The 22,745-nt window shown below is 63.5% G+C and carries 23 protein-coding genes; 5 read left to right on the top strand and 18 right to left on the bottom strand.

The genetic code is table 11. From position 1 onward, the window contains the following. Positions 1-62: 62 nt before the first annotated feature. The 5 genes from B7G52_RS17265 (at position 63) to B7G52_RS17245 (ending at position 3,482) form a co-directional block, all read left to right on the top strand. The gene (locus tag B7G52_RS17265; protein WP_096698779.1) at positions 63-1,283 is read left to right on the top strand and encodes a patatin-like phospholipase family protein; all 1,221 of its coding nucleotides are present in this window, start codon (positions 63-65) and stop codon (positions 1,281-1,283) included. A gap of 157 nt (positions 1,284-1,440) precedes the next feature. Beyond that, the gene (locus tag B7G52_RS17260) at positions 1,441-1,773 is read left to right on the top strand and encodes a type II toxin-antitoxin system RelE/ParE family toxin (protein WP_096698778.1); all 333 of its coding nucleotides are present in this window, start codon (positions 1,441-1,443) and stop codon (positions 1,771-1,773) included. Continuing rightward, the gene (locus B7G52_RS17255; RefSeq protein ID WP_096698777.1) at positions 1,760-2,107 is read left to right on the top strand and encodes a helix-turn-helix domain-containing protein; all 348 of its coding nucleotides are present in this window, start codon (positions 1,760-1,762) and stop codon (positions 2,105-2,107) included. The genes B7G52_RS17260 and B7G52_RS17255 overlap by 14 nt, the downstream gene beginning before the upstream one ends. Before the next feature lie 265 nt (positions 2,108-2,372). Next, positions 2,373-2,915, top strand: coding sequence for a hypothetical protein (locus B7G52_RS17250; protein ID WP_096698776.1), 543 nt, complete (start codon positions 2,373-2,375; stop codon positions 2,913-2,915). A 99-nt stretch (positions 2,916-3,014) separates the two neighbouring features. Then, on the top strand, positions 3,015-3,482 hold the full coding sequence (locus tag B7G52_RS17245; protein WP_096698775.1) for a hypothetical protein: 468 nt from the start codon (positions 3,015-3,017) through the stop codon (positions 3,480-3,482). A gap of 65 nt (positions 3,483-3,547) precedes the next feature. Here B7G52_RS17245 and lysS read toward each other — a convergent pair whose 3' ends face one another. From lysS to B7G52_RS17155, 18 genes are all read right to left on the bottom strand, one after another. Beyond that, positions 3,548-5,101 carry a lysine--tRNA ligase gene (gene lysS / locus B7G52_RS17240; RefSeq protein WP_096698774.1) on the bottom strand — a complete coding sequence of 518 codons (1,554 nt, stop codon included), beginning with the start codon at positions 5,099-5,101 and terminating at the stop codon, positions 3,548-3,550. A 134-nt stretch (positions 5,102-5,235) separates the two neighbouring features. Next, positions 5,236-5,892 carry an LON peptidase substrate-binding domain-containing protein gene (locus B7G52_RS17235; protein WP_096698773.1) on the bottom strand — a complete coding sequence of 219 codons (657 nt, stop codon included), beginning with the start codon at positions 5,890-5,892 and terminating at the stop codon, positions 5,236-5,238. A 248-nt stretch (positions 5,893-6,140) separates the two neighbouring features. Beyond that, positions 6,141-7,013, bottom strand: a complete 873-nt coding sequence (accD, locus tag B7G52_RS17230) for an acetyl-CoA carboxylase, carboxyltransferase subunit beta (RefSeq protein WP_096669400.1) — start codon at positions 7,011-7,013, stop codon at positions 6,141-6,143. Between the two features lie 82 nt (positions 7,014-7,095). After that, positions 7,096-7,929, bottom strand: coding sequence for a tryptophan synthase subunit alpha (gene trpA, locus B7G52_RS17225; protein ID WP_096698772.1), 834 nt, complete (start codon positions 7,927-7,929; stop codon positions 7,096-7,098). Next, positions 7,926-9,182, bottom strand: coding sequence for a tryptophan synthase subunit beta (gene trpB, locus B7G52_RS17220; RefSeq protein WP_096698771.1), 1,257 nt, complete (start codon positions 9,180-9,182; stop codon positions 7,926-7,928). Before trpB ends, trpA begins: the two co-directional genes overlap by 4 nt. Beyond that, positions 9,160-9,915, bottom strand: coding sequence for a phosphoribosylanthranilate isomerase (locus B7G52_RS17215; RefSeq protein WP_240523506.1), 756 nt, complete (start codon positions 9,913-9,915; stop codon positions 9,160-9,162). Before B7G52_RS17215 ends, trpB begins: the two co-directional genes overlap by 23 nt. A gap of 202 nt (positions 9,916-10,117) precedes the next feature. Further along, positions 10,118-10,900: a tRNA pseudouridine(38-40) synthase TruA gene (truA, locus tag B7G52_RS17210; protein ID WP_096698770.1), complete on the bottom strand. Its 783-nt coding sequence runs from the start codon at positions 10,898-10,900 to the stop codon at positions 10,118-10,120. Between the two features lie 30 nt (positions 10,901-10,930). Continuing rightward, on the bottom strand, positions 10,931-13,606 hold the full coding sequence (locus B7G52_RS17205; RefSeq protein ID WP_096698769.1) for a FimV/HubP family polar landmark protein: 2,676 nt from the start codon (positions 13,604-13,606) through the stop codon (positions 10,931-10,933). A 251-nt stretch (positions 13,607-13,857) separates the two neighbouring features. Then, positions 13,858-14,997, bottom strand: coding sequence for an aspartate-semialdehyde dehydrogenase (gene asd / locus B7G52_RS17200; RefSeq protein ID WP_096698768.1), 1,140 nt, complete (start codon positions 14,995-14,997; stop codon positions 13,858-13,860). Between the two features lie 284 nt (positions 14,998-15,281). After that, positions 15,282-16,358, bottom strand: a complete 1,077-nt coding sequence (leuB, locus tag B7G52_RS17195) for a 3-isopropylmalate dehydrogenase (RefSeq protein ID WP_096698767.1) — start codon at positions 16,356-16,358, stop codon at positions 15,282-15,284. Between the two features lie 79 nt (positions 16,359-16,437). Then, the gene (gene leuD, locus B7G52_RS17190; protein ID WP_096698766.1) at positions 16,438-17,088 is read right to left on the bottom strand and encodes a 3-isopropylmalate dehydratase small subunit; all 651 of its coding nucleotides are present in this window, start codon (positions 17,086-17,088) and stop codon (positions 16,438-16,440) included. Further along, entirely contained in the window at positions 17,088-17,225 is a 138-nt protein-coding gene (locus tag B7G52_RS17185) for an entericidin A/B family lipoprotein (RefSeq protein ID WP_096669418.1), read from the bottom strand. The genes leuD and B7G52_RS17185 overlap by 1 nt, the downstream gene beginning before the upstream one ends. A gap of 21 nt (positions 17,226-17,246) precedes the next feature. Further along, entirely contained in the window at positions 17,247-18,668 is a 1,422-nt protein-coding gene (gene leuC, locus B7G52_RS17180; protein WP_096698765.1) for a 3-isopropylmalate dehydratase large subunit, read from the bottom strand. A gap of 27 nt (positions 18,669-18,695) precedes the next feature. Further along, the gene (locus tag B7G52_RS17175; RefSeq protein WP_096698764.1) at positions 18,696-19,640 is read right to left on the bottom strand and encodes a LysR family transcriptional regulator; all 945 of its coding nucleotides are present in this window, start codon (positions 19,638-19,640) and stop codon (positions 18,696-18,698) included. A gap of 194 nt (positions 19,641-19,834) precedes the next feature. After that, a complete protein-coding gene (locus tag B7G52_RS17170; protein ID WP_096698763.1) occupies positions 19,835-20,215 on the bottom strand; it encodes a hypothetical protein in 381 nt (126 codons plus the stop codon). Between the two features lie 83 nt (positions 20,216-20,298). Continuing rightward, complete coding sequence (gene gltA / locus B7G52_RS17165) at positions 20,299-21,609, bottom strand: citrate synthase (protein WP_096698762.1); 1,311 nt, start codon at positions 21,607-21,609, stop codon at positions 20,299-20,301. A gap of 36 nt (positions 21,610-21,645) precedes the next feature. Further along, complete coding sequence (locus tag B7G52_RS17160) at positions 21,646-21,954, bottom strand: succinate dehydrogenase assembly factor 2 (protein WP_096698761.1); 309 nt, start codon at positions 21,952-21,954, stop codon at positions 21,646-21,648. A gap of 55 nt (positions 21,955-22,009) precedes the next feature. After that, entirely contained in the window at positions 22,010-22,714 is a 705-nt protein-coding gene (locus B7G52_RS17155; RefSeq protein ID WP_096698760.1) for a succinate dehydrogenase iron-sulfur subunit, read from the bottom strand. Between the last annotated feature and the right edge of the window lie 31 nt (positions 22,715-22,745).

Raw genomic sequence — 22,745 nt, 5'->3', positions numbered from 1 at the left:
GGCGGAGGGCGGAGGCAATGGTCGATTTTAGTCCCGCGTCCGATTCTTGCTAAGCTTGCGGCATGAACCTGCCCGCCGCCCCGGACCCTGCCCAGCTGCCCGACAGCGGGACGCCGCGCATCAACCTGGCGCTGCAGGGCGGCGGCTCGCACGGCGCCTTCACCTGGGGCGTGCTTGACGCCCTGCTGGACGACGGGCGCATCGACTTCGAAGGCATCAGCGGCACCAGCGCCGGCGCCATGAACGCCGTGGCGCTGGCCCACGGCTTTGCCCGGTCCGAAGGCCAACCCCGGGCTGCGCGGCACGACGCGGCGCGCGAAGCGCTGGACAGCTTCTGGAACGGCATTGTCGAGATGGGGGCCTTGTCGTCCTCGCTCTCGCAATCAGTCAGCAAGATACAGCAGGCGCCGTTCGGCATCCTGTTTGGCCTGATGGGCGGCGGCAACTGGTCCAGCAAGCTGTGGACCGACGCCATGACACGTTACTGGTCGAATGCGCTCTCGCCCTACCAGCGCAACCCCTTCGACATCAACCCGCTGAAAGACTTCCTGGAAAAGCAGGTGGACTTTGAACGCCTGGCGGCGACGGCCAGCCCGGACACCCCCCAGGTGTTTGTGGTGGCCACGCGGGTCAGCAGCGGCAAGGCCGAGGTGTTCTGCGGCAAGCGGCTGACCGCCAGCGCGGTGATGGCGTCGGCCTGCCTGCCCATGGTGTTTCAGGCCGTGGAAATTGACGGCGACCACTTCTGGGACGGCGGTTATTCGGGCAACCCGGCGATTCACCCGCTGATCTACCGCTGCGAGAGCCGCGACATCGTGCTGGTGCAGATCAACCCGATCCAGCGCACCGAGCTACCGACCAAACCCGGCGAGATCATGGACCGCATGACCGAGATCACCTTCAACGCCGCGCTGATTGCCGAGATGCGCGCGGTCGATTTCGTCAAGCGCCTGCTTGCCGAAGGCAAGCTGGACCCCGCGCATTACAAGGACGTGCTGATGCACCGCATCGACGGCGGCCAGGCGCTGGAAAAATTCACCGCCGCCAGCAAGTCATCGACGGACAAGAGCCTGATTCATTCGCTGCGCGACCTGGGAATGGCCTGCGGCAAAGAGTGGCTGGCCAAACGCTTCGACGCACTCGGCGTGAAAAGCACCGTCAACATCGCGCGCGATTACCTCGATGACCTGCGCATGCCGGTGGAAAAAGCCGAGCCGGTACAGATCGAGCCACAGCCACCCGAACCGCCGCCGGTTTTTCTGCCCGGGGCCGGGCTGCTGTAAAGTTGTAATAAGCATGGGTACTATCATTTTGATAGCTGGTAGCACCCGACCTGCTTGGGGAAACCGCCGATTTTATGCTTGAATGCCGATTTTTTTGAATCTCACCTGAAGCCTGCTCGGCAAGCCTTTTTTATCGCAAATATGCTATATTTCAAACATGAATTGGGAAATCAAGTACCACGATGAAAAGTTGCAGGCGGAGGTACTCGCATTGCCAGCAGGAATTTTGGCACGGTACTTTCATTGCACCGATCGAATGTTGGAGTTTGGTCCTGATTTGGGGATGCCCCACACGCGAGCGATGAGCGCAGGCTTGTTTGAGTTGCGCTTGAAATCACGTGAAGGCATTGGGCGGGTGTTTTACTGCACGCTGGTGGGGCGAAAAATTGTCATGCTCCATCAGTTTGTGAAAAAGACAGACAAGACGCCGCCCAAAGAATTGGTCCTCGCGCGCAAGCGCATGAAGGAGTGGAAAGATGCTGACACATAAACAACTGCGAACCAAGGCGCTCGGCAACGCCGATGTCAAAGCCGAATATGAAAAACTGAGCGACGAATTTGCGCTCCTGGAGGAATTCCTGAAAGCCCGCGCGGCGCAAGGGCTCACCCAAGCGCAGGTGGCACAGAAAATCGGCACCACGCAGTCTGCGGTGGCGCGGATGGAATCAGGCAGTGGAAAGCACTCCCCTTCGCTGGCAACCCTCTCCAGGTACGCGGAGGCGTTGGGATGCAAGTTGGAGGTGAAGTTGGTTCGAAAAGCGGGGTCTGCGACGAATCTAACTGGGCGTTCCAGCAGCCGCACTTGGCGCGCTGCTGAACTCTGACGTTTACGCAGTGGCATTTATATTGTCTGGTTCACAACATCGCGAAGCTGGGACATGACGGCTATGCGCAGCGGAAATAGGCGAGACTGTCTCGCCGTGGCCGCAGGGTAGCTGGAAAACTGATCGCAGGCTTGCATGAACACCGCCGGCTCGGGCAAACTGGGTGCATGCATGCCAAATCCAGAACTTGTTGCCACACCGGCGCTATCGCATGGCACCACACCGTCGGAAAACGGCTTTTGTTACAGCCTCGTTAGGCATTAGCTTGGCCAAGCCATCACTTCAGCGGAAGAGTGTCACTCCAGAACTTGAGCAAGACCTCCGTCTGTACCGCAGGCTGTGGCTGGCGCGCATAGACCTGCAAGAAGCAAAGAGCGTCGCTGGCGAACTGCTTGAACGCAAGATTCCGCTGCCCCGTTCAAATCTGCCGTCTGGGCTTCTGCTTGGGTTGAATACTGCCCTTGTTGTTGCCTACGCGCGTCCGTTCGTGGGCTCACGTGGCACCTCGGTGGCAGAGCGTGCAGTACCCGGTTCGCTTCTCCGCGTGCTCACGTCGCAGGAAAGGGAGTTCCATCAGGCCGTCCTTGAAATGCGGAACAAGGAAGTTGCACACTCCGATGCAGACATACTCGAGTTGGTTATTCAGTTGTATGACGGTGGCGATGGTGGCATTCTTCGTGCGACCCGGCAGCCCATGAGGCTCCCCGCCATTCGGGCGTTGGCCCGCATGATCGACAAGATCGATAGGGAGATCGACGCAAAATCCGAAGTACTTCGCGCCAAGCTGCCTTTGAATGTGTGGCTCTGAGCGAGCAGATGCTTAACGACGTTAGAAGCCTTCTATCGAGAGGACGTTACAAGGGCTGCGCCCTTGCGCCGCCTCTCGTGTCAAACGTCAGGCGTCGTCATGAAGCACTGGCTTGAAATCGTGAGGTTGTTGTGGGCTTCACCCTGCTTTGCCGTCGGTATCGTGCTTGCTTGCATTCCCTTGCTGGCGGGTGGTCGAGCCAAGTGGTCATCGGGAGCGCTGGAAGTTACCTACCGCGAAAGCCAGGCGAGTTGCGGCAAACTGGCGCGCAAGCTTCCGTTTCGCGGCATCGTCTTCGGCCATGTCATCCTTGCCGTGACGCGTGAGGAGCTGCGAATTATCGGTCCGCATGAGCGTGTTCATGTTCAGCAGTACGGGCGTTGGGGGCCGCTGTTCTTCTTCGCGTATGGCGCGTCAAGCATCTGGCAGCTCATCCGGGGCCGCAGCGCGTACTGGGACAACCATTTTGAGATTCAGGCTCGTGCACTCAGCGCCCAGACGCATCGCCAGGAACGCATCGCCCAGCCCAGCGGCCTGCCTGGGGCAGCTGTTGAATTCAACGGTTAAACAGGGAAGCAGAGGTGGGCAACGGGTGTTTCGGCGTGGGGTGCCAGCCCAGCCCCGCCCAAACCTCAAGCCTCGTGCCGCAGCGCCGGGAACAGAATGACGTCGCGGATGCTGGCGCTGTCGGTCAGCAGCATCATCAGGCGGTCGATGCCGATGCCGCAGCCGCCGGCGGGGGGCATGCCGTATTCGAGGGCGCGCACGTAGTCGGCGTCGTAATGCATGGCTTCCTCGTCGCCGCCGTCCTTGGCGTCTGACTGGGCAAGAAAACGCGCGGCCTGGTCTTCGGCGTCGTTGAGCTCGCTGAAGCCGTTGCCGAACTCGCGGCCGGTGATGTAGAGCTCAAAGCGCTCTGTCACCTCGGGCCGTGCGTCGTTGGCTCTAGCCAGCGGCGAGATCTCGGTCGGGTGCTCCATGATGAAGGTGGGCTGCCAGAGTTTGTCCTCGACCAGCTCTTCAAAATAGGTCACCTGCAGGCTGGGCAGCGAGCGGGCATCGAGCCTGTCCTTGGCGCTGAACTTGCCGAGCTTCTTCAGCGCGGCCAGCAACCAGGCGGCGTCGTCCACATGGGCGCCGGCGTCGGTGTGTTTGAGGATGGCTTCGCGAATCGTCAGGCGTTCAAACGGCTGGCCCAGGTCCACCGGCCGGCCCTGGTAGCTCAGCTGTGTGCCGCCGGTCACCCGGGTGGCGACATGGCGGATCAGGTCTTCGGTGAAGCTCATCAGGTCTTCGTAGTTCCACCAGGCGGCGTAGAACTCCATCATCGTGAACTCGGGGTTGTGCCGCACGCTGATGCCTTCGTTGCGAAAGCTGCGGTTGATCTCGAACACACGCTCGAAGCCGCCGACGATCAGGCGCTTCAGGTAGAGCTCGGGCGCAATGCGCAAAAACATCTGCTGGTCGAGCGCGTTGTGGTGGGTCACAAACGGCTTGGCATTGGCGCCGCCCGGAATCGGGTGCAGCATGGGGGTTTCGACTTCCAGGAAGTCGTTGTCGACCATGAAGTTGCGCATCGCCGAGACCGCCTTGCTGCGGGCGGCAAAACGCTTGCGCGCGGCTTCGTCGGTGATCAGGTCCACATAACGCTGGCGGTACTTGACCTCTTGATCTGCCACGCCGTGAAACTTGTCGGGCAGCGGCCGCAGGCTTTTGGTGATCAGGCGGATGCTGGTGGCATGAATCGACAGCTCGCCGGTCTTGGTCTTGAACAGCGTGCCGGTCGCGGCCACGATGTCGCCGAGGTCCCAGTGCTTGAAGGCGTTGTGAACCTCTTCACCCACGCCTTCGTTGTTGATGTACACCTGGATGCGCCCGCCGGAAGGGCCGAACGACGCGTCCTGCAGCGTGGCAAAACTGGCCTTGCCCATCACGCGCTTGAGCATCATGCGGCCGGCCACGCTGACGTTGACGGCCAGCGGCACCAGTTCTTCCTTGGTCTTGTCGTCGTACTGCGCAAACAGGGCTTCGGCCCGGTGTTCCGGTTTGACGTCGTTCGGAAAGGCCACGCCCTTGCCGTCGGCCTGGTGCTGGCGCAGGACCTTGAGCTTTTCGCGGCGCTCGGCCATGAGCTGGTTCTCGTCATGCGCGGGCGCGGTGGCGGGGCTGGTGATGGTGTTGGACATGAAAAAGGTTCTCGAAGAAAGAGGGCAGGCCGGGCCGCACAGGGCGGCGGGCCGGAAAAACCGGCGGGACCGGGCAAAGTGCCAAACCCCTGATTTTAGGCTGCGTTGCCGCTCCAGTCGGAGCGGTCGGGTCGCTACATCGCGATGCCGGTTTTTTCGAGGATGTCGCTGACCAGTTCCAGCCGGACCAGCGGGTTGTCCAGCTCCATCAGCCGCTGCTTGAGCTCCAGCGGCATGGGCAGCAGTTCGCACCAGCGGTTGGCCACCCAGCCGCAGTCGTCGAGCCGGTAGGGCGGCTCCAGCGGCATCTGGTCCGCCGGCACGCCGCGCTCCTGCAGGGTGCGGATCAGCTTGCCCAATGCATTGGCCGTGCCGCGCAAGTCCTCGGGAACCGGGATGGTCTGGTCGTCGTCCAGCCGCGTGACGTCGGCGATCCACAGGCCGTGCTTGAGCTTCTCGCGGCTGGAAATCTCGAAACGCTGGGTGCCGCTGCAGCGAATCACCATCAGGCCCGGCTGCGGCACCGAAAAGCTGGTGATGGTGGCCAGGGTACCGACGTTGTAAAAGGTCTCGCTGGCAAAACCGTCGCCGCTGGGCCCGTCTTCGGGCTTGCGCACCTCGGAGCCCTGCGTCAGCGCCACCACGCCGAAGGGCGCGCCGGTCTTGTGGCATTTGCCGATCATGTCGAGGTAACGCACCTCGAAAATCCGCAGCGGCAGCAGGCCGCCGGGGTAGAGCACCGTGCCCAGCGGGAAAAGCGGCAGCGAGGAGAGGGTGAGCACGTCAGACATCGATCAGGCGGGGAAATTTCTGTGTAGCGCTATCTTCCCACGATCCTGTTTCCCCATGTGCGGGCTTTGGTGCCCGCCGGGCTATTCGTGCCAGACGGTTCACCGGCGGGCAGAAAGGCCCCGGACCGGTTGGGCCCGCTGTTATGCATGAAAACAGGCTCCAGCCCTTTCAGGAAGGGCGCCGGCAGCTATCAATTTGAGAGTGAGGTCCGGTTGAGCCGGCGCCCGTGGCCGTGTCCGCCGTGGCCTCAGGCGACGGCGTCCGCCGGCTGGCGCAGCAGCATGGCCAGCGAATTCGCCACGGTCTTGCGTAGCTCGCGCCGGTCGCAGATGAAGTCCACCGCGCCCTTGGTCTGCAGGAATTCGGCGCGCTGGAAGCCTTCGGGCAGGGTCACGCGCACGGTGGACTCGATGACACGCGGGCCGGCAAAACCGATCAGCGCTTTCGGTTCGGCAATCACGATGTCGCCGACAAACGCAAAACCGGCGCTCACGCCGCCCATGGTCGGGTCGGTCAGCACGCTGATGTAGGGCAGGCCTTTTTTGGCCAGGCGGGTCAGGGAGGCATTGGTCTTGGCCATCTGCATCAGGCTCAGCAGGCCCTCCTGCATGCGCGCACCGCCGGTCGCGGTAAAGCAGATGAAAGGCACTTTCTGCTCGATCGCGGCATGCACGCCGCGCACGAAGCGCTCGCCGACCACGCTGCCCATGCTGCCGCCCATGAAGTCGAACTCAAAGCAGGCCACGACCACGCCAATGCTGTGCACCGCGCCGCCCATGACGATGAGCGCGTCGGTCTCGCCGGTGTTTTCCAGCGCTTCTTTCAGGCGCTCGGGGTATTTGCGGCTGTCCTTGAACTTGAGCGGGTCCACCGGCAGCACTTCCTGCCCCAACTCGTAACGGCCCTCGGGGTCCAGAAACGAGTCCAGCCGGGCCCGCGCGTCCATGCGGTGGTGGTGGCTGCACTGCGGGCAGACGTTCTGGTTTTTTTCCAGGTCGGTCTTGTAGAGCACGGCTTCGCAGCTGGGGCACTTGACCCACAGGCCTTCGGGCACGCTGCGGCGCTCGGTCGGGTTGGTCGGGCTGATTTTCGGCGGGAGGAGTTTTTCTAGCCAAGACATGATGGGTCCTTATGTCCTTGTGGGGTGGTGCCCCCGGACGGCGCAAGCCGCTCGCAGGGGTCAAACCGGAAAAGAAAGGGGATTATGCGCTGTCTCCGGGCCCGGCCGGGGCGTCCAGCGCCTGCCGGACACCGGCCAGAAAATCACGCACCAGGGGCACAACTTCCGCGCGCGGCTGGTCGGTGATCAGCTGGATGATGCGGCTTCCGATGACCACCGCGTCGGCGACCCGGCTGATGGCTTTGGCGGTGGCGGCGTCGCGGATGCCGAAGCCCACCCCCACCGGGATGCTGACGTGTTGGCGTATGCGTGGCAGCATGGCCTCCACGGCGCCCAGGTCCAGCGTGCCAGCACCGGTCACGCCCTTGAGCGAGACGTAGTAAACATAACCGCTGGCCACGCCGGCGATCTGCGCCATGCGTTCATCGGTACTGGTCGGCGCCAGCAGGAAGATCAGGTCCATGCCGTGGCTGCGCAAGGTGGCGGCAAAGGCCACACATTCCTCGGGCGGGTAGTCAACCACCAGCACGCCGTCCACGCCGGCCGCGGCCGCATCGCGCACAAACGCGTTTTTGCCGCGCTTGAGGTCATAGGCTTCGATCGGGTTGGCGTAACCCATCAGCACCACCGGCGTCTTGTCGTCCTGCAGGCGGAACACGCGCACCATCTCCAGCACCTGCGCCAGGCCAATGCCCATGGCCAAGGCCTGGTCGCCGGCTTTCTGGATCACCGGGCCGTCGGCACTCGGGTCGGAAAAGGGCACGCCGAGCTCGATCACGTCGGCGCCGCCGGCCACCATGCCGTGCATGAGCTCGGGCGTGATGTCGGCATAGGGGAAGCCGGCCGTGACGTAGGGAATCAACGCCTTGCGGTTTTGGGCTTTCAGCGCGGCAAAAGTAGCAGCAATGCGGCTCATGATGGTGTTCCGCTTCCCTTGACGGTATGGCCGCGCATCGAGGGCCGGTCATAAAAATCCGCGCCCGACAGGTCGGCCACGGTGCCAATGTCCTTGTCGCCGCGACCCGAGAGGTTGACCAGGATGGATTGATCGCTGCGCATGGTGCTGGCCAGTTTCATCGCGTAGGCCACGGCGTGGCTGGACTCCAGCGCCGGAATGATGCCTTCGGTGCGGCACAGGTAGTGGAAGGCCGACAGCGCTTCCTTGTCGGTGATGCCGACATATTCGGCGCGGCCGATGTCTTTCAGGAAGGCATGTTCGGGCCCGACACCGGGGTAGTCCAGGCCGGCGCTGATGCTGTGCGTCTCGGTGACCTGGCCGTCTTCGTTTTGCAGCACATAGGTGCGGTTGCCATGCAGCACGCCCGGGCTGCCGCGCTGCAGGGAGGCCGAGTGTTTGCCGCTGTCGATGCCTTCACCGGCCGCCTCGACGCCGATCAGGCGCGTTTTCTCATGCGAAATATAGGGGTGAAAAATGCCCATGGCATTGCTGCCGCCGCCGACGCAGGCAATCACCGCGTCAGGCTGTTTGCCGCTCGTCATTTCCGGCATCTGCGTCAGGCACTCTTCGCCGATCACGCTCTGGAAATCGCGCACCATCATCGGGTAGGGGTGCGGGCCGGCCACGGTGCCGATGATGTAGAAGGTGTTGTCGACGTTGGCGACCCAGTCGCGCATGGCCTCGTTGAGCGCGTCCTTCAGCGTGCGGCTGCCGGACTCGACCGGCACCACGGTGGCGCCCAGCAGTTTCATGCGGTAGACGTTGGGGCTCTGGCGCTTGACGTCCTCACTGCCCATGTAGACCACACATTCGAGGCCATAACGCGCGCAGATGGTGGCCGTGGCCACGCCGTGCTGGCCGGCGCCGGTTTCGGCGATGATGCGCGGCTTGCCCATGCGCCGGGCCAGCATGGCCTGGCCGATGGTGTTGTTGATCTTGTGCGCGCCAGTGTGGTTGAGGTCTTCGCGCTTGAGGTAAATCTGTGCGCCGCCCTGCTCGCGGCTCATGCGGGCGGCGTGGTAGATCGGGGAGGGGCGACCGACGAAATGCTTGAGCTCGTAGTGGAATTCCGCAAGGAAGGCCGGGTCGTGCTGGTATTTCGCGTAAGCGGCCTTGAGCTCGTTGATTGCATGGGTCAGCGTTTCGGAAACAAAACTGCCGCCGTAAATCCCGAAGTGGCCCGTCGGGTCAGGTTGCTGGTAGGTGTACATGGTTTTTTGCAAGTAAGTCGTCGGCGGCACGAACGGCTGCGACGAACTGATGGATCTTGTCGGCGCTTTTGATTCCCTTGAGGGTGGTCCCTCCGCTGGAAATCTCGACGCCCGAACTGACATCGACGGCCAGCGTCTTACAACGCGGCCGCACTTGCAAAATGCCATCGGTCACATTTGCAGGTGTGAGTCCACCAGACAAAACGAGGTGAGCGTTGACGCTTGGAGGAAGAAGTGACCAATTGAATGTTTTTCCGCCGCCCCCGAATCCGTCGACATGGGCGTCGAGCAGGATGGCCTGGGCAGCCTTGAAGTCCTGGGCGTATTTTACGAGATCAAAAGCGGCGGCGCCATCGGCGGGTTTTTCATCCAGCGGGATGCGTGCCGCGCGCAGGAAGGGCCGCCCCGCCCGCAGGCAGGCCTCGGGCGTTTCATCACCATGAAATTGAAGCAGGGCCGTTGGTAAACGGGCGTAGGCAGCTATGATTTCAGGAGCATCTGCGTTGACGAAAAGCAGGACCGGTGTGACAAAGGGCGGCAGGCGGCGGGCCAGTTCGGCGGCGCGTTCAGCGCTGACACTGCGCGGGCTGGGCGCGTACATGACAAAACCCACGGCATCGGCACCGGCAGCCACGGCGGCGTCCACGTCCTCTTCGCGGGTGAGGCCGCAGATCTTGATGCGGGTGCGCGTATAGGGAAAAGCGGTCACAGGCCAGCCTCGGGTGGAGTACAGCACAGGCGCTCTTTTTTCCAGCCGGGGCCGCGCAACCCGCTTCGCCGGGCCGCAGGCGCAGCGGCCCCAGAGGGGCTGGAGCCTGCGGCTCCAAACCTGCCTGCGCAGGTTTGGGCAGGCGACAGAAGCGAAGCCTCTGGCGAGCGGCGGCTTGCAAAGCCTCGCGAACCACGCGAAGCGGGGAGCGTGGGGGCTACATGTGTCATGGCAACCAATCATAAGCCGCGGTGCACTCGGGCAGGCCGTAGCGGGCCTCATAACGCGGACCCAGAAAATACAGGCCGTCGGGCGAAAACGTGGGGGCGGCCACGTCCCGGCGGCGCGCGGCCAGCACCTCGGCGAGCCAGTCGGGAGGGTGCTGGCCCTGGCCGACCGCCACCAGGCAACCCATGATGTTGCGGATCATGTGGTGCAGGAAGGCATTGGCTTCAAACTCGAAGCGCCAGTAGTTCGCCCGTTGCGAAATCTCGATGCGGCTGATGGTTTTGACCGGCGACTTCGCCTGGCACTGTGCCGCGCGGAAGGAGCTGAAGTCGTGTTCACCCAGCAGATGGGTGATGGCTGCGCGGATGGCTGCCGCGTCCATCGGCCGGTAGACCCAGCCGACGCGGCCGGCCTCGACACTGGGGCGCACCGGTGACTCCAGCAGCACGTAGGCGTAGCGGCGGCTTGTGGCGCTGCCGCGGCAATGAAACCCGGCGGGTACCTCACGCGCCCATTGCACGGCGATGTCGCGGGGCAAAAAAGCGTTGGTGCCGCGCACCCAGGAGGACAGCTCGCGCTGCAAGGGCGTGTCGAAGTGAACCACCTGCATCAGGGCGTGAACCCCGGCATCGGTACGTCCGGCGCACAGGGTGCGCAAAGGCTGGGCGGCGAACTTGCCCAGCGCTTTTTCCAGCCGGTCCTGCACCGTGTTGCCCGAAAGCTGGCTTTGCCAGCCTTCGTAGGCGGTGCCGCTGTAGCTCAGTCCCAGAGCGATCCTCACGGGCAGCCCTCAGGGGAAAGGTGCAAGGGGTCAGGCCAAGGCGTTAAGAAATGCCTGGGCCTTGCTCTTGAGGGAGCCGCTGGATTGCGCCAGTACTTCCTCGGCCAGCGAGCGAGCGCCTTCGACATCGCCAATCGCGCGGAACTCTTCGGCCAGCGCAAACTTGGTTTCCAGCGGACCGTCGCTGTCCTCCGACGGCGCCAGCGCGCCGGCTGCGGTGATTTTCTGGCTTTCCGTCGACGGGCCATCAAGATCGAGGGACAGGGCGCCCATATCAAATTCAAGCATGCCGCCAGAGGTGTCCAGATCTGCGGCACCCGTGCTCAGGGTGGCCGGTTCGGTGGCGAAGTTCAGGCTGTTGCCTGCTGCGGGCGAGGCAACGGGGGCAGCGGCTTTCGCCGGAGCCGGTGCCGCAACAGGCATATCGAACGTCGCGGAACTGAAGTCCAGGCTGTTGTCGTCGGCCGGCGCGGCCGCAGCAGCCGGCATGGCCAGGACGGGTTGAACCGGCGCCACTGGGGCCGGCGCCGCTACGGCCACTGGCGCGGCGGGTTCGTCGCCCAGCGAGAAATCCAGGTCCAGGTCGAAATCCACGGCCGCAGCCGCCGGCTCTGGCGCCGGGCTGGCAGCCTGGGCCAGGGTTTGTCCAGCGGCCAATCCGGCGGCGCTGGCACCGGCAACAGCCATGCTGCTGCTTGCGGCGGCAGACACCGGTTGTCCACCGGGCTGGTACATGGGGTTGGCGGGGTCGAGCTCACGGCCCATTTCAGCCATGTGCGCCCACTCAACGCCCTGGCCCCGGGTCAGGTTGAACGCTTCGTTCGCCACCATTTCAAACGCCTTGGTGTCGCGGCGTTTGGCATAAATCTCCATCAGCTTCGCATGGATGGCCACGCGGGTGGGACTCACACGGATGGCTTCCTTGAGAATTTCCTCGGCTTGGAGGTCACGCCCGTACGCCAGGTAAACATCGGCTTCAGCCACGGGATCCACATCGCCGGCGGCATCGAGCTGGCTCGGTGAATACACCATTGACGAGCCTGTGACATTGGCCTCATTGGTGTCTATGCGCTGGCCGCCGCTGGCGCCGAAGAAGGAATCGGGCTGCAGGCGGCTCTCGAGGAAGGAGCTGTCGACCGAGACGGCATTTTTGCGCTGGCGGGAGCGGTACACGCCGAAGGCTGCCAGCAGCACCAGCAAGGCAGCGCCGCCGGCCAGCATCAGCGGGTTCTCGAGCAGTTCGTCGATCAGGCTGGGTTCTGGAGGCGGAGGAGGAATCACGACCGGCTTTTTCACTGGCGCCGGGGCGCTTGCTGCCGGGGCTGCTGCAGCCACCGCTGCGGGTGCGCTGGCAGCTGCTGTGGGTGCTACGGCCTCGCTGGCCGGATTCGCCGCGGGCATGGCGACAGGGGCGGACGCCGCAGGAGCTGCAGCTGGCAATGCGCCGGGCGCAGCGGATGCGGCCGCCGGTGTTGGCACGGTCAGCCCTGGCGTTGCGGGGAGTGTGGCAGGGGTCGTTGCCGGAGTGGCTGGTGCTGTTACGGGCGCTGTGGCGGGCGCACTGGTCAGCTTGTTCAGGTCGCTGATATTTTTCGACAGCTCGGCCACGCGGGCGGCCGCTTCCTTGGCCTGGCGCTCCTGCGCGATTTTTTCTTCGGCCGCTGCCTTGCTCTGGACCGCACCTTTGGAGAGGGTCAGCTTGTCAGGCGTGGCGGCAGCAGGTGCCTTGTCCTCGACCTTGGCCTGGACCTGACCTGCGGCCTTGCGGTCTGCTCCGGCGACCTGGGTCGTCGGGGCGCCTTCGGCCAGCTTGCGGCGGAATTCGTTGAAGTCCTTGCTCTGCGCAACAATGGTCCTGGTGGCCTCGGCGGCAGGGATGTATTCCGCCTGGTCGCCCGTCGGGACTTCCAGGACGGCGCCGGACTTGAGCCGGTTGACGTTGCCGCCTATGAAGGCATCGGGGTTGCTGCGCAGCAGCGCGACCAGCATCTGGTCCAGCGACACGCTGGCCGGCTTGGCCTGCGCCGCAATTTTTCCGGCGGTGTCGCCAGGTTTGACGACAATTTTCTGGCCCTCCGCGGAGGCTGGCCGTTCGGCGGGTGCTGGCTGCGGCGCGGGCGCCTTGGCCACCGGGGCCGGCCTGGAAGGTGGCGGACTCGGAAGGGAATAAGGTACTGGCGCGACGGCCGGCCGCGGTGGAGCCGGCAAGGCGGCCACAGGAGGCGGGGCGGCAGGCCGCGAAATGACAGGTGCGGTTGGGGCCGGCATGGCCGGCGCGGCGGCCTGACGCAGGTTCGGTGGGTCAAACAGCATCGTGTAGTCACGCACGATGCGCCCGGAGGCCCAGCGGGCCTCGAGAATCAGGTCGACAAAAGGTTCACTGACGGGCCTGTCGCTGCTCAGGCGCAGGAAAGACCGGCCATCGGTGCGGCGCTGCAGGCTGATCTGGACATTGGCCACGGCTGCTGTGTATTCCAGGCCGGCGGCCTTGAAGGCATCGGCATTGGCGACGCTGGCCCGCAGGGAGGCTGCTTCATCGGCGCTGATTTCGACGATTTCGATTTCTGCCCGCAGGGGTTCGCCCAAGGCGGATTGGACGGTGACCCGGCCCAGGCCCAGAGCATGAGCCGGCAAAGTGGCGATGCTGCCCAAAACAGCCATGGCAGCCGCCACGGCTCCCATGCGCCAACGGACGGGTTGAATCATGGGATTTGGAGCCTCCGGGGCCCGGGTTGCATTAAATTTTATTCTGCTGGTCCGCACAAAAACCTCAGCGCTAATTTCGACAAAACAACATTAACATCAAGGCATTAGGCTGACAAGCTAAGACAGCACTTAAGTTTTGACACCCCGGGTTAGCATCAACTTACAACTTCCAGATGTTGCCTGACGACAACGGGCTGTCACAAGTGGTTACGGGTGGTGGCCGGGGCATCATCGGCCACGCCCTCGTGATTTCAGGCCTGCAGCAGGATACGCAACATGCGGCGCAGCGGCTCTGCTGCACCCCAGAGGAGCTGGTCACCCACCGTGAAAGCGCCCAGGTAGTCCGGTCCCATGGCGAGCTTGCGCAGGCGGCCGACCGGGATGCCCATGGTGCCGGTCACGGCCACGGGCGTCAGGTCGATGATGCTGGCTTCACGCGTGTTCGGCACCACCTTGACCCACGCATTGTCGGCCGCAATCATGGCCTCGATGTCGGCCAGCGGCACGTCTTTCTTGAGCTTGAAGGTCAACGCCTGGCTGTGGCAACGCATCGCGCCTATGCGCACACAGAAGCCGTCCACTGGCGTTTCGGCGGTGCCGAAGCTGGCGCCCTGGCCCAGGATCTTGTTGGTTTCGGCCCCGCCCTTCCACTCTTCCTTGCTCATCCCGTTGCCCAGGTCCTTGTCGATCCAGGGGATCAGGCTGCCGCCCAGCGGCACGCCGAAGTTCGCGGTCTCGGCGGATGACAGCGACTGCTGCTTGGCCAACACGCGGCGGTCGATTTCAAGAATGGCCGATTTCGGGTCGTCCAGCAGCGCACGTACTTCAGCGTTGAGTGTGCCGTACTGCGTCAACAACTCGCGCATGTGCTGGGCGCCACCGCCGGAGGCGGCCTGGTAGGTCATGCTGGTCATCCACTCGACCAGGCCGGCCTTGTACAGCGCGCCCACACCCATCAGCATGCAACTCACGGTGCAGTTGCCGCCAATCCAGTTCCTGCCGCCCTTGGCCAGCGCGTTCTGGATCACCGGCAGGTTGACCGGGTCCAGCACGATGATGGCGTCGTCGTTCATGCGCAGGGTAGAAGCGGCATCAATCCAGTGGCCGGTCCAGCCGGCGGCGCGCAGCTTGGGGTAGACCTCGGAGGTGTAGTCACCGCCCTGGGCGGTGATGATGACCTCACACTTCTTCAGGGCGTCAATGTCGAACGCATCTTTCAGCGTGGTCTCGTTCCTGGCCTGCGCCGGGGCTTTGCCGCCGGCATTGGAGGTCGAAAAGAAGACCGGTTCGATCAGGTCGAAGTCGCCTTCGGCCTGCATGCGGTCGATCAGCACCGAGCCGACCATGCCGCGCCAGCCGACGAGTCCCGTGAGATTGCCCTTGAGTTTCATGATGCGCCCTTCAAAAAGTCAAAAATGAAGCTTTTCGGCCCGGCTCATCGAGCCGGCAGGGCACGACGAACCAGGCTTGCTAGCCTTTAATGGTGGTCGTTTTGGTGGTCTGGGCAAAAACCGGCGCAGCGCTGATCGCGCGCGAAGCGGCGACAAGGCGGGTGAAAGCGGGGTTTTTGCGCATGGAGCTATTGTAATCACGGCCGGCCGGCGCGTCGCCGCAAGGCGCCATTTGCCGGTTTGGCCTGTGGCAGCCAGCCAACGCCGAAGCGTCGGCAGCGTTTTCAGGACTGGCTGAGGGCTTTCACCACCGCATTGCCCATCTCGACGGTACCGACCCGCGTCGTGCCTTCGCTGTAGATGTCGGGTGTGCGCAGGCCTTGCGTCAACACCGCGTCCACGGCTTTTTCGATGCGCGCGGCGGCCTCCGGCTGGTTCAGGCTGAAACGCAGCATCATGGCTGCGCTCAAAATCGTTGCCAGCGGATTGGCCACGCCCTTGCCGGCGATGTCCGGTGCGCTGCCATGGCTGGGTTCGTACAGGCCCTGGTTTTTCGTGTTCAGGCTGGCCGAGGGCAACATGCCGATCGAGCCAGTCAGCATGGCGGCCGCGTCGCTGAGGATGTCGCCGAACATGTTGCCGGTGACCACCACGTCGAACTTCTTGGGCGCCTTGACCAGCTGCATGGCGGCGTTGTCCACGTACATGTGGTCCAGCGCGACATCGGGGTATTGCAGACCGACTTCAGTGACGATGTCTTTCCAGAACTGGAAGGTCTCCAGCACATTGGCCTTGTCCACGCTGGTCACGCGTTTGCCGCGTTTGCGTGCCGCCTGGAAGGCGACATGGGCGATGCGTTCGATCTCGGGGCGCGAATAACGCATGGTATCGAACGCTTCCTCGCTGCCGGGGAAGTGGCCGTCGGTGGCGGTGCGCCGTCCGCGCGGCTGGCCAAAGTAGATGTCGCCGGTCAGCTCGCGAATGATCAGGATGTCCAGGCCGGACACCAGCTCGCGTTTCAGGCTGGAAGCATCCACCAGCTGCGGGTAGCAGATGGCGGGCCGGAAGTTGGCGAACAGGCCCATGTGCTTGCGCAGGCCCAGGATGGCCTGCTCGGGGCGCAGGGGGCGGTCCAGCTTGTCGTATTTCCAGTCGCCGACGGCGCCGAACAACACCGCGTCCGAGGCCTGCGCGAGTTTCAGGGTGGCGTCGGGCAGCGGATGGCCATGCGCTTCGTAAGCGGCGCCGCCGACCAGCGCGGTGTCCATCTCGAGTTTCAGGTCCAGGACCTGGAGGACCTTGACGGCCTCGGCGACGATTTCGGTGCCGATGCCGTCACCGGGAAGAATTGCGATTTTCATGGATGCTCTTTTATTGATAGCTGTGGGCGACCGTCCCATAAGGGATGAAGGCACTTTTTATGTGTAAAACAACGGGTGATCAGGCGATCAGGGTATGCGCCAGCCAGGGCTTTTTCGCCAGGCGTTCGGCTTCAAAGGCCTTGATCTTGTCGCTCTGGCGCAGGGTCAGGCCAATGTCGTCATAACCGCCGAGCAGGCAGAACTTCTTGAAGGCCTGAACCTCGAAGGGAAGCTCTTCACCCTGCGGCTTGATCACCACCTGGCGCTCCAGGTCGATGGTGAGCTGGTAGCCGGGGAAGGCCAGGGCCTCGTCGAACAGCTGGCTGACCTGCGCTTCGCTGAGCACGATGGGCAGCAGGCCGTTCTTGAAGCTGTTGTTGAAAAAGATGTCGGCGTAACTCGGCGCAATGATGGCGCGAAAGCCGTACTGGTCCAGTGCCCAGGGCGCGTGCTCGCGCGAGGAGCCGCAACCGAAGTTCTTGCGCGCCAGCAGGATGGAGGCGCCCTGGTAACGCGGCTGGTTCAGCACGAAGTCCGGGTTGGGCTTGCGTGTGGCCGGGTCCTGGCCGGGAAAGCCGGGGTCCAGGTAACGCCAGGCGTCGAACAGGTTGGGGCCGAAGCCGGTCTTGCGGATGGACTTGAGGAACTGCTTGGGGATGATGGCGTCGGTGTCGACGTTCTCGCGGTCCATCGGGGCCACGAGGCCTTTGTGCACGGTGAAAGGTTTCATTATTTTTTCGCCTTGTCTTCAATTTTCTCGCCGACTTTTTGCAGGTCCTGGCCGAATCCCCTGGCGGTGTTGCAGCCAGCCAGTACAAACGCAGCAGCGGCCAGTGACAGTGCGAGCAGCGCGGTGGTCTTTTTCATGATGACTCTCCTGAGATGGGGCTAGGAAAACTTGCGGATATCGACAAAGTGACCGTGCACCGCCGCGGCCGCGGCCATGGCCGGACTCACCAGGTGGGTGCGGCCGCCGGCGCCCTGCCGGCCTTCGAAGTTGCGGTTGCTGGTGGAGGCGCAACGCTCGCCCGGCTCGAGCCGGTCGGCGTTCATCGCCAGGCACATCGAGCAGCCGGGTTCGCGCCACTCGAACCCTGCGGCGACAAAAATCTTGTCCAGGCCTTCACGCTCGGCTTGCTCCTTGACCAGGCCGGAGCCGGGCACGACCAGCGCGAGCTTGACGTTGCCGGCGACCTTCTGGCCGATCTTCTGGACCATGGCTGCCGCCTCGCGCATGTCCTCGATGCGGCTGTTGGTGCACGAGCCGATGAAGACCTTGTCGATAAGGATGTCGTTGATCGCCTTGCCGGGCTGCAGGCCCATGTAGGTCAGCGCGCGTTCGATCGCGTCGCGCTTGTTCGCGTCTTTTTCCTTGTCCGGATCGGGCACGCGGTCGTCGATGGACAGCACCATCTCGGGCGAGGTGCCCCAGGTGACCTGCGGGCGGATCTGGCTCGCGTCGAGCTGCACCACGGTGTCGAAAACGGCATCGGCATCGGACTGCAGCGTGCTCCAGTACTGCACCGCCTGGTCCCACTCCACGCCGGTGGGGGCCAGCGGCTTGCCCTTGACGTAGGCGATGGTCTTGGCGTCCACCGCCACCAGGCCGGCACGGGCGCCGGCTTCGATGGCCATGTTGCAGACCGTCATGCGGCCTTCCATGCTCAGCGCGCGTATCGCCGGGCCGCCGAATTCAATCGTGTAGCCGGTGCCCCCGGCGGTGCCTATCTTGCCGATGATGGCCAGCACGATGTCCTTGCCGGTCAGGCCCGGTGCCAGCATGCCGTCCACCCGGACCAGCATGTTTTTGGCTTTTTTGGCGAGCAGGGTTTGCGTGGCCATCACGTGTTCGACCTCGCTGGTGCCAATGCCGTGCGCCAGTGCGCCAAACGCGCCGTGGGTCGAGGTATGCGAGTCGCCGCAGACCACGGTCATGCCGGGCAGGGTGGCGCCGGTCTCGGGACCGATCACATGCACGATGCCCTGGCGTTTGGACAGGAAGGGGAAGTAGGCGGCCGCGCCGAACTCGGCGATGTTGCTGTCCAGCGTGGTGATCTGCTCCTTGCTGACCAGGTCGGTGATGCCGTCGTAGCCGAGTTCCCAGCCGGTGGTCGGCGTGTTGTGGTCGGCGGTGGCGACGATGGAGCTGATGCGCCAGACCTTGCGGCCGGCCTCGCGCAGGCCCTCGAACGCCTGCGGGCTGGTCACTTCATGCACCAGGTGCCGGTCGATGTAGAGGATGGCCGTGCCGTCTTCCTCGGTGTGGACGACGTGTTCGTCCCAGATCTTGTCGTAAAGGGTGCGTCCCATGGTGTTTTCCTTCGTGGTCTGTCGATTTTAAGTGGGTCGGGGTGTGTTGTCCGGGGTCACCGCGCGCGCAGTGAGGTGGTCGACCAGCAGGCGGGCGGTGACGGGCAGGCTGGAAAAATCGCGTGCCACCAGTGCTATCTGGCGGGACGCCCAGGCATCGGTCAGTGCGACCGATTCGAGTTCGCCGACGCCGTGCATCAGCTCGAACGCCCGCTGCGGCATCACGCCGACGCCCAGGCCGTTGTGGATCATGCGGCACATCGCGTCCAGCCCGGTCACGTGGATGCGCAGCTTGATCGTGCGCCCGGCCGAGGCGGCGGCATCGCGCATCGCCAGGTAGATCGAGCTGTTTGAATGCAGGCCGACGTGGTCGAAATCGAGGCTGTCGGCAAAAGCGATGCTGTCACGCGTGCCCAGCACATGCCCGCGCGGCACGATCATCACCAGGCGGTCCTGGCGGTAGGGCAGGGTCTGCAGCTTGCCAATGCCGTCGGCCGTGTTGCAGATGCCCAGATCGGCCGCGCCTTCCTGCACCGCGCGCACGACTTCCGTGCTCAGGTGTTCCTCGAGGTCGATCTTGACCTCCGGATGCTGGCTGATGAAGGTGCCCAGGTCTTCCGGCAGGAATTGCACGATGGCCGAGATGCTGGCGTGCACGCGCACATGGCCACGCACGCCGGCCGCGTATTCACTGAGCTCGCCCTGCATTTTCTCGAGGCTGAACAGCACTGAACGGGCATGGTGCAGCAGGCTCTGGCCGGCCGGCGTCAGGTCCACGCCGCGTGTGTGGCGATAGAGCAGGGGCGTGTCGAGCGCGGCTTCGAGGTCGGAGAGGCGTTTGCTGACGGCCGAGGCGGCAATGAATTCCCGCTCCGCCGCCTTGCCGATGCTGCCCAGCTCACACACGGCCACAAACAATTGCAGCGACGTGAGGTCCATGCGGCGGGCGAAGTTGCGTTCTGAGTTAAGCATCAAAAGGGGTCAAAGTCATCGTGGTTCACGATGTATGCATATTTTGACCGCTTTATTCTGACCTGGTCATCGCGAAATGCGATGACTGGCTTGCCCGCTGGCTGGGCCTGCCTCGCCTCCCGCGCGGAGTTGTGGGTGTTTTTGGCCTCCAGCCCAGAGGGGACGTGCGAAGATTGCTACTGAATTGATAGCATTCAGTCGATGATCTTGCCGGGCTCGAGCGCCCGCACCCGGTGGTCCACGTTGTAGCCGCCGAACTCGGTGTAACGCAGCAGGTGCCGCGCGCAGCGGCCGCAGTGCCAGACCTCGCAGCGGTTGTAGGGGAAAAAGCCGACAGCCACCGGGGCCTCGGGCGAGTCGTAACGTGTGCCCTGGGGGTGTTTTTCTTCCAGGGTGGGTTCGTCCACGGCAGGGTCGCGCAAGGTGGCGACCCGGGTCATCTGCCCGGCCTCCCAGCGGTACTCGGCCAGGCTCTCCCAGCCGGCGCAGGCGCCCAGCGCGCAATCGCAGGCGCGGGGCGCGGCGGGGCGGGCGATGGCCGAACGCAGCTCGGCGGCAGTCTGGATGAATGTCAAGGGTGAACTCCTCAAGCGGCCAGGGCCGCAAAAAAGCCCGCCCATGTTGCCACGGGCGGGCCGGATTCAGGCATGCAGGCGGATCAGCGTGCGTTGATCGGCTTGACGTCGCGCTGGACGGAGCCGTTGAACAGCTGGCGCGGACGGCCGATCTTGTATTCGGGGTCGCCAATCATCTCGTTGAGCTGGGCGATCCAGCCGACCGTGCGGGCGAGCGCGAAGATTGCGGTGAACAGCGGCACGGGGATGCCGATGGCGCGCTGCACGATGCCGGAGTAGAAGTCGACGTTGGGGTAGAGCTTGCGGGAGACGAAGTAGTCGTCTTCGAGTGCAATTTTTTCCAGCGCCATGGCCAGCTTGAACAGTGGATCGTTTTCCAGACCCATTTCCTGCAGCACTTCCTTGCAGGTTTCCTGCATCAACTTGGCGCGCGGATCGTAGTTCTTGTAGACGCGGTGACCGAAACCCATCAGCTTGACGCCGGAGTTCTTGTCCTTGACCTGCTTGATGAATTCGCCGATGTTCTCGATGCCGCCGTTTTTCTGGATGTCACCGAGCATGTTGAGGGCTGCTTCGTTGGCGCCGCCGTGCGCAGGGCCCCAGAGGCAGGCCACACCGGCTGCAATCGCTGCAAACGGGTTGGTGCCGGACGAGCCGCACAGGCGGACTGTGGAGGTCGAGGCGTTCTGCTCGTGGTCGGCATGCAGGATGAAGATGCGATCCAGCGCGCGTTCGAGCACCGGGTTGACCTTGTACTCTTCACACGGCGTGGCAAACATCATGTGCAGGAAGTTGCCGGCGTAGCTCAGGTCGTTCTTGGGGTACATGTAGGGCTGGCCCACGGTGTACTTGTAGGCCATGGCGACCAGGGTCGGCATCTTGGCGATCAGGCGGATCGCGGCAATTTCGCGGTGCTCGGGGTTGTTGATGTCGGTGCTGTCATGGTAGAAGGCCGACAGGGCGCCGACCAGGCCGGTCATGATGGCCATCGGATGCGCGTCACGGCGGAAGCCGCGCAGGAAAAACTGCATCTGCTCGTTGACCATGGTGTGGTTGGTCACGCGGCTGACGAAATCCCGTTTCTGGTCGGCCTTGGGCAGTTCGCCGTAGAGCAGCAGGTGGCAGGTTTCGAGGTAGTCGCAATTGGTGGCCAACTGCTCGATCGGGTAGCCGCGGTACAGCAGCTCACCCTTGTCGCCGTCGATGTAGGTGATGGCCGACTGGCAGGACGCCGTGGACAGGAAGCCCGGATCGTAGGTGAACATGCCGGTCTGTGCATACAGCTTGCGGATGTCCACGACGTCGGGGCCCACGGTGCCGTGGTACACCGGCAAATCAACACTGGGGCTGCCGTTGCTGAAGGACATGGTGGCTTTGTTGTCAGCTAGCTTCATTTCTTGCGTCTTTCTTGTCAAATCAAATGGGGTCGGTCACGGGGCTGTGGCTGCGGCGCGAATCAAGTTTAAGACCTGCAAGGCCTCGTAAGTAGATGCACTTACCTGCGCGTCCGCTTCTGAAAGCTGGCTGGGCTCCCGACGTTTTAGCAGAAGGTCCAGCAAATCGTTGTCAGACAAATCCATTAAATCATTCAGGCCTTTAGCCTGGCTGACGGTCAGGGTGGCTTCGTGGCGCCTGAAAAACTTTTCGATCAGCAGATCGTTTTCCAGCAAACCCCGGCGGCACCGCCATTTGAGCTTGCTCAGGGCCCGTTCGCCAAGCAGTTCATCTGTTGCTTGCATGGTTCAGATGGAGGTTTCGTCGCCGAGCGAAGCGACAAGCGAGGTGGCCATACTTTTAGACAGTCCGCAGGACCATCATTTCCTTGATCTTGCCGATGGCCTTGCTGGGGTTCAGACCCTTGGGGCAGACATCGACGCAGTTCATGATGGTGTGGCAGCGGAACAGGCGATACGGGTCTTCGAGGTTGTCCAGGCGGTCGGCGGTGGCCTCATCGCGGCTGTCGGCGATGAAGCGGTAGGCCTGCAGCAGGCCGGCCGGGCCGACAAACTTGTCCGGGTTCCACCAGAAGCTGGGGCAGGACGTCGAGCAGCTCGCGCACAGGATGCACTCGTACAGGCCGTTGAGCTCATCCCGCTCTTCAGGGCTTTGCAGGCGCTCTTTTTCAGGCGGCACGTTGTCGTTGATCAGGTAAGGCTTGATCGAGTTGTACTGCTTGAAGAAGTCCGTCATGTCGACGATCAGGTCGCGCACCACCGGCAGGCCGGGCAGCGGCTTGAGCACGATCGTCCCAGGCAGCGTGCGCATGTTGGTCAGGCAGGCCAGGCCGTTCTTGCCGTTGATGTTCATCGCGTCCGAGCCGCAGACACCTTCGCGGCAGGAGCGGCGGAAGGAGATGGTCGGGTCCTGCGCCTTGAGTTTCATCAGCGCGTCCAGCAGCATGCGTTCGCTGCCGTCGAGCTCGACCTCGATGGTCTGCATGTAGGGCTTGGCGTCGGTGTCGGGGTCGTAGCGGTAAATCTGGAAAGTGCGTTTGGACATGGAGGTTCTCGCTGATCTGGTTGGCTTGGGC

It is taken from the genome of Polaromonas sp. AER18D-145 (genome assembly GCF_002379095.1).
Taxonomy (GTDB): Bacteria; Pseudomonadota; Gammaproteobacteria; order Burkholderiales; family Burkholderiaceae_C; genus Polaromonas.
The sequence above is the reverse complement of the archived record's forward strand: the minus strand, read 5'-3'. Positions and strand labels throughout refer to the sequence as shown.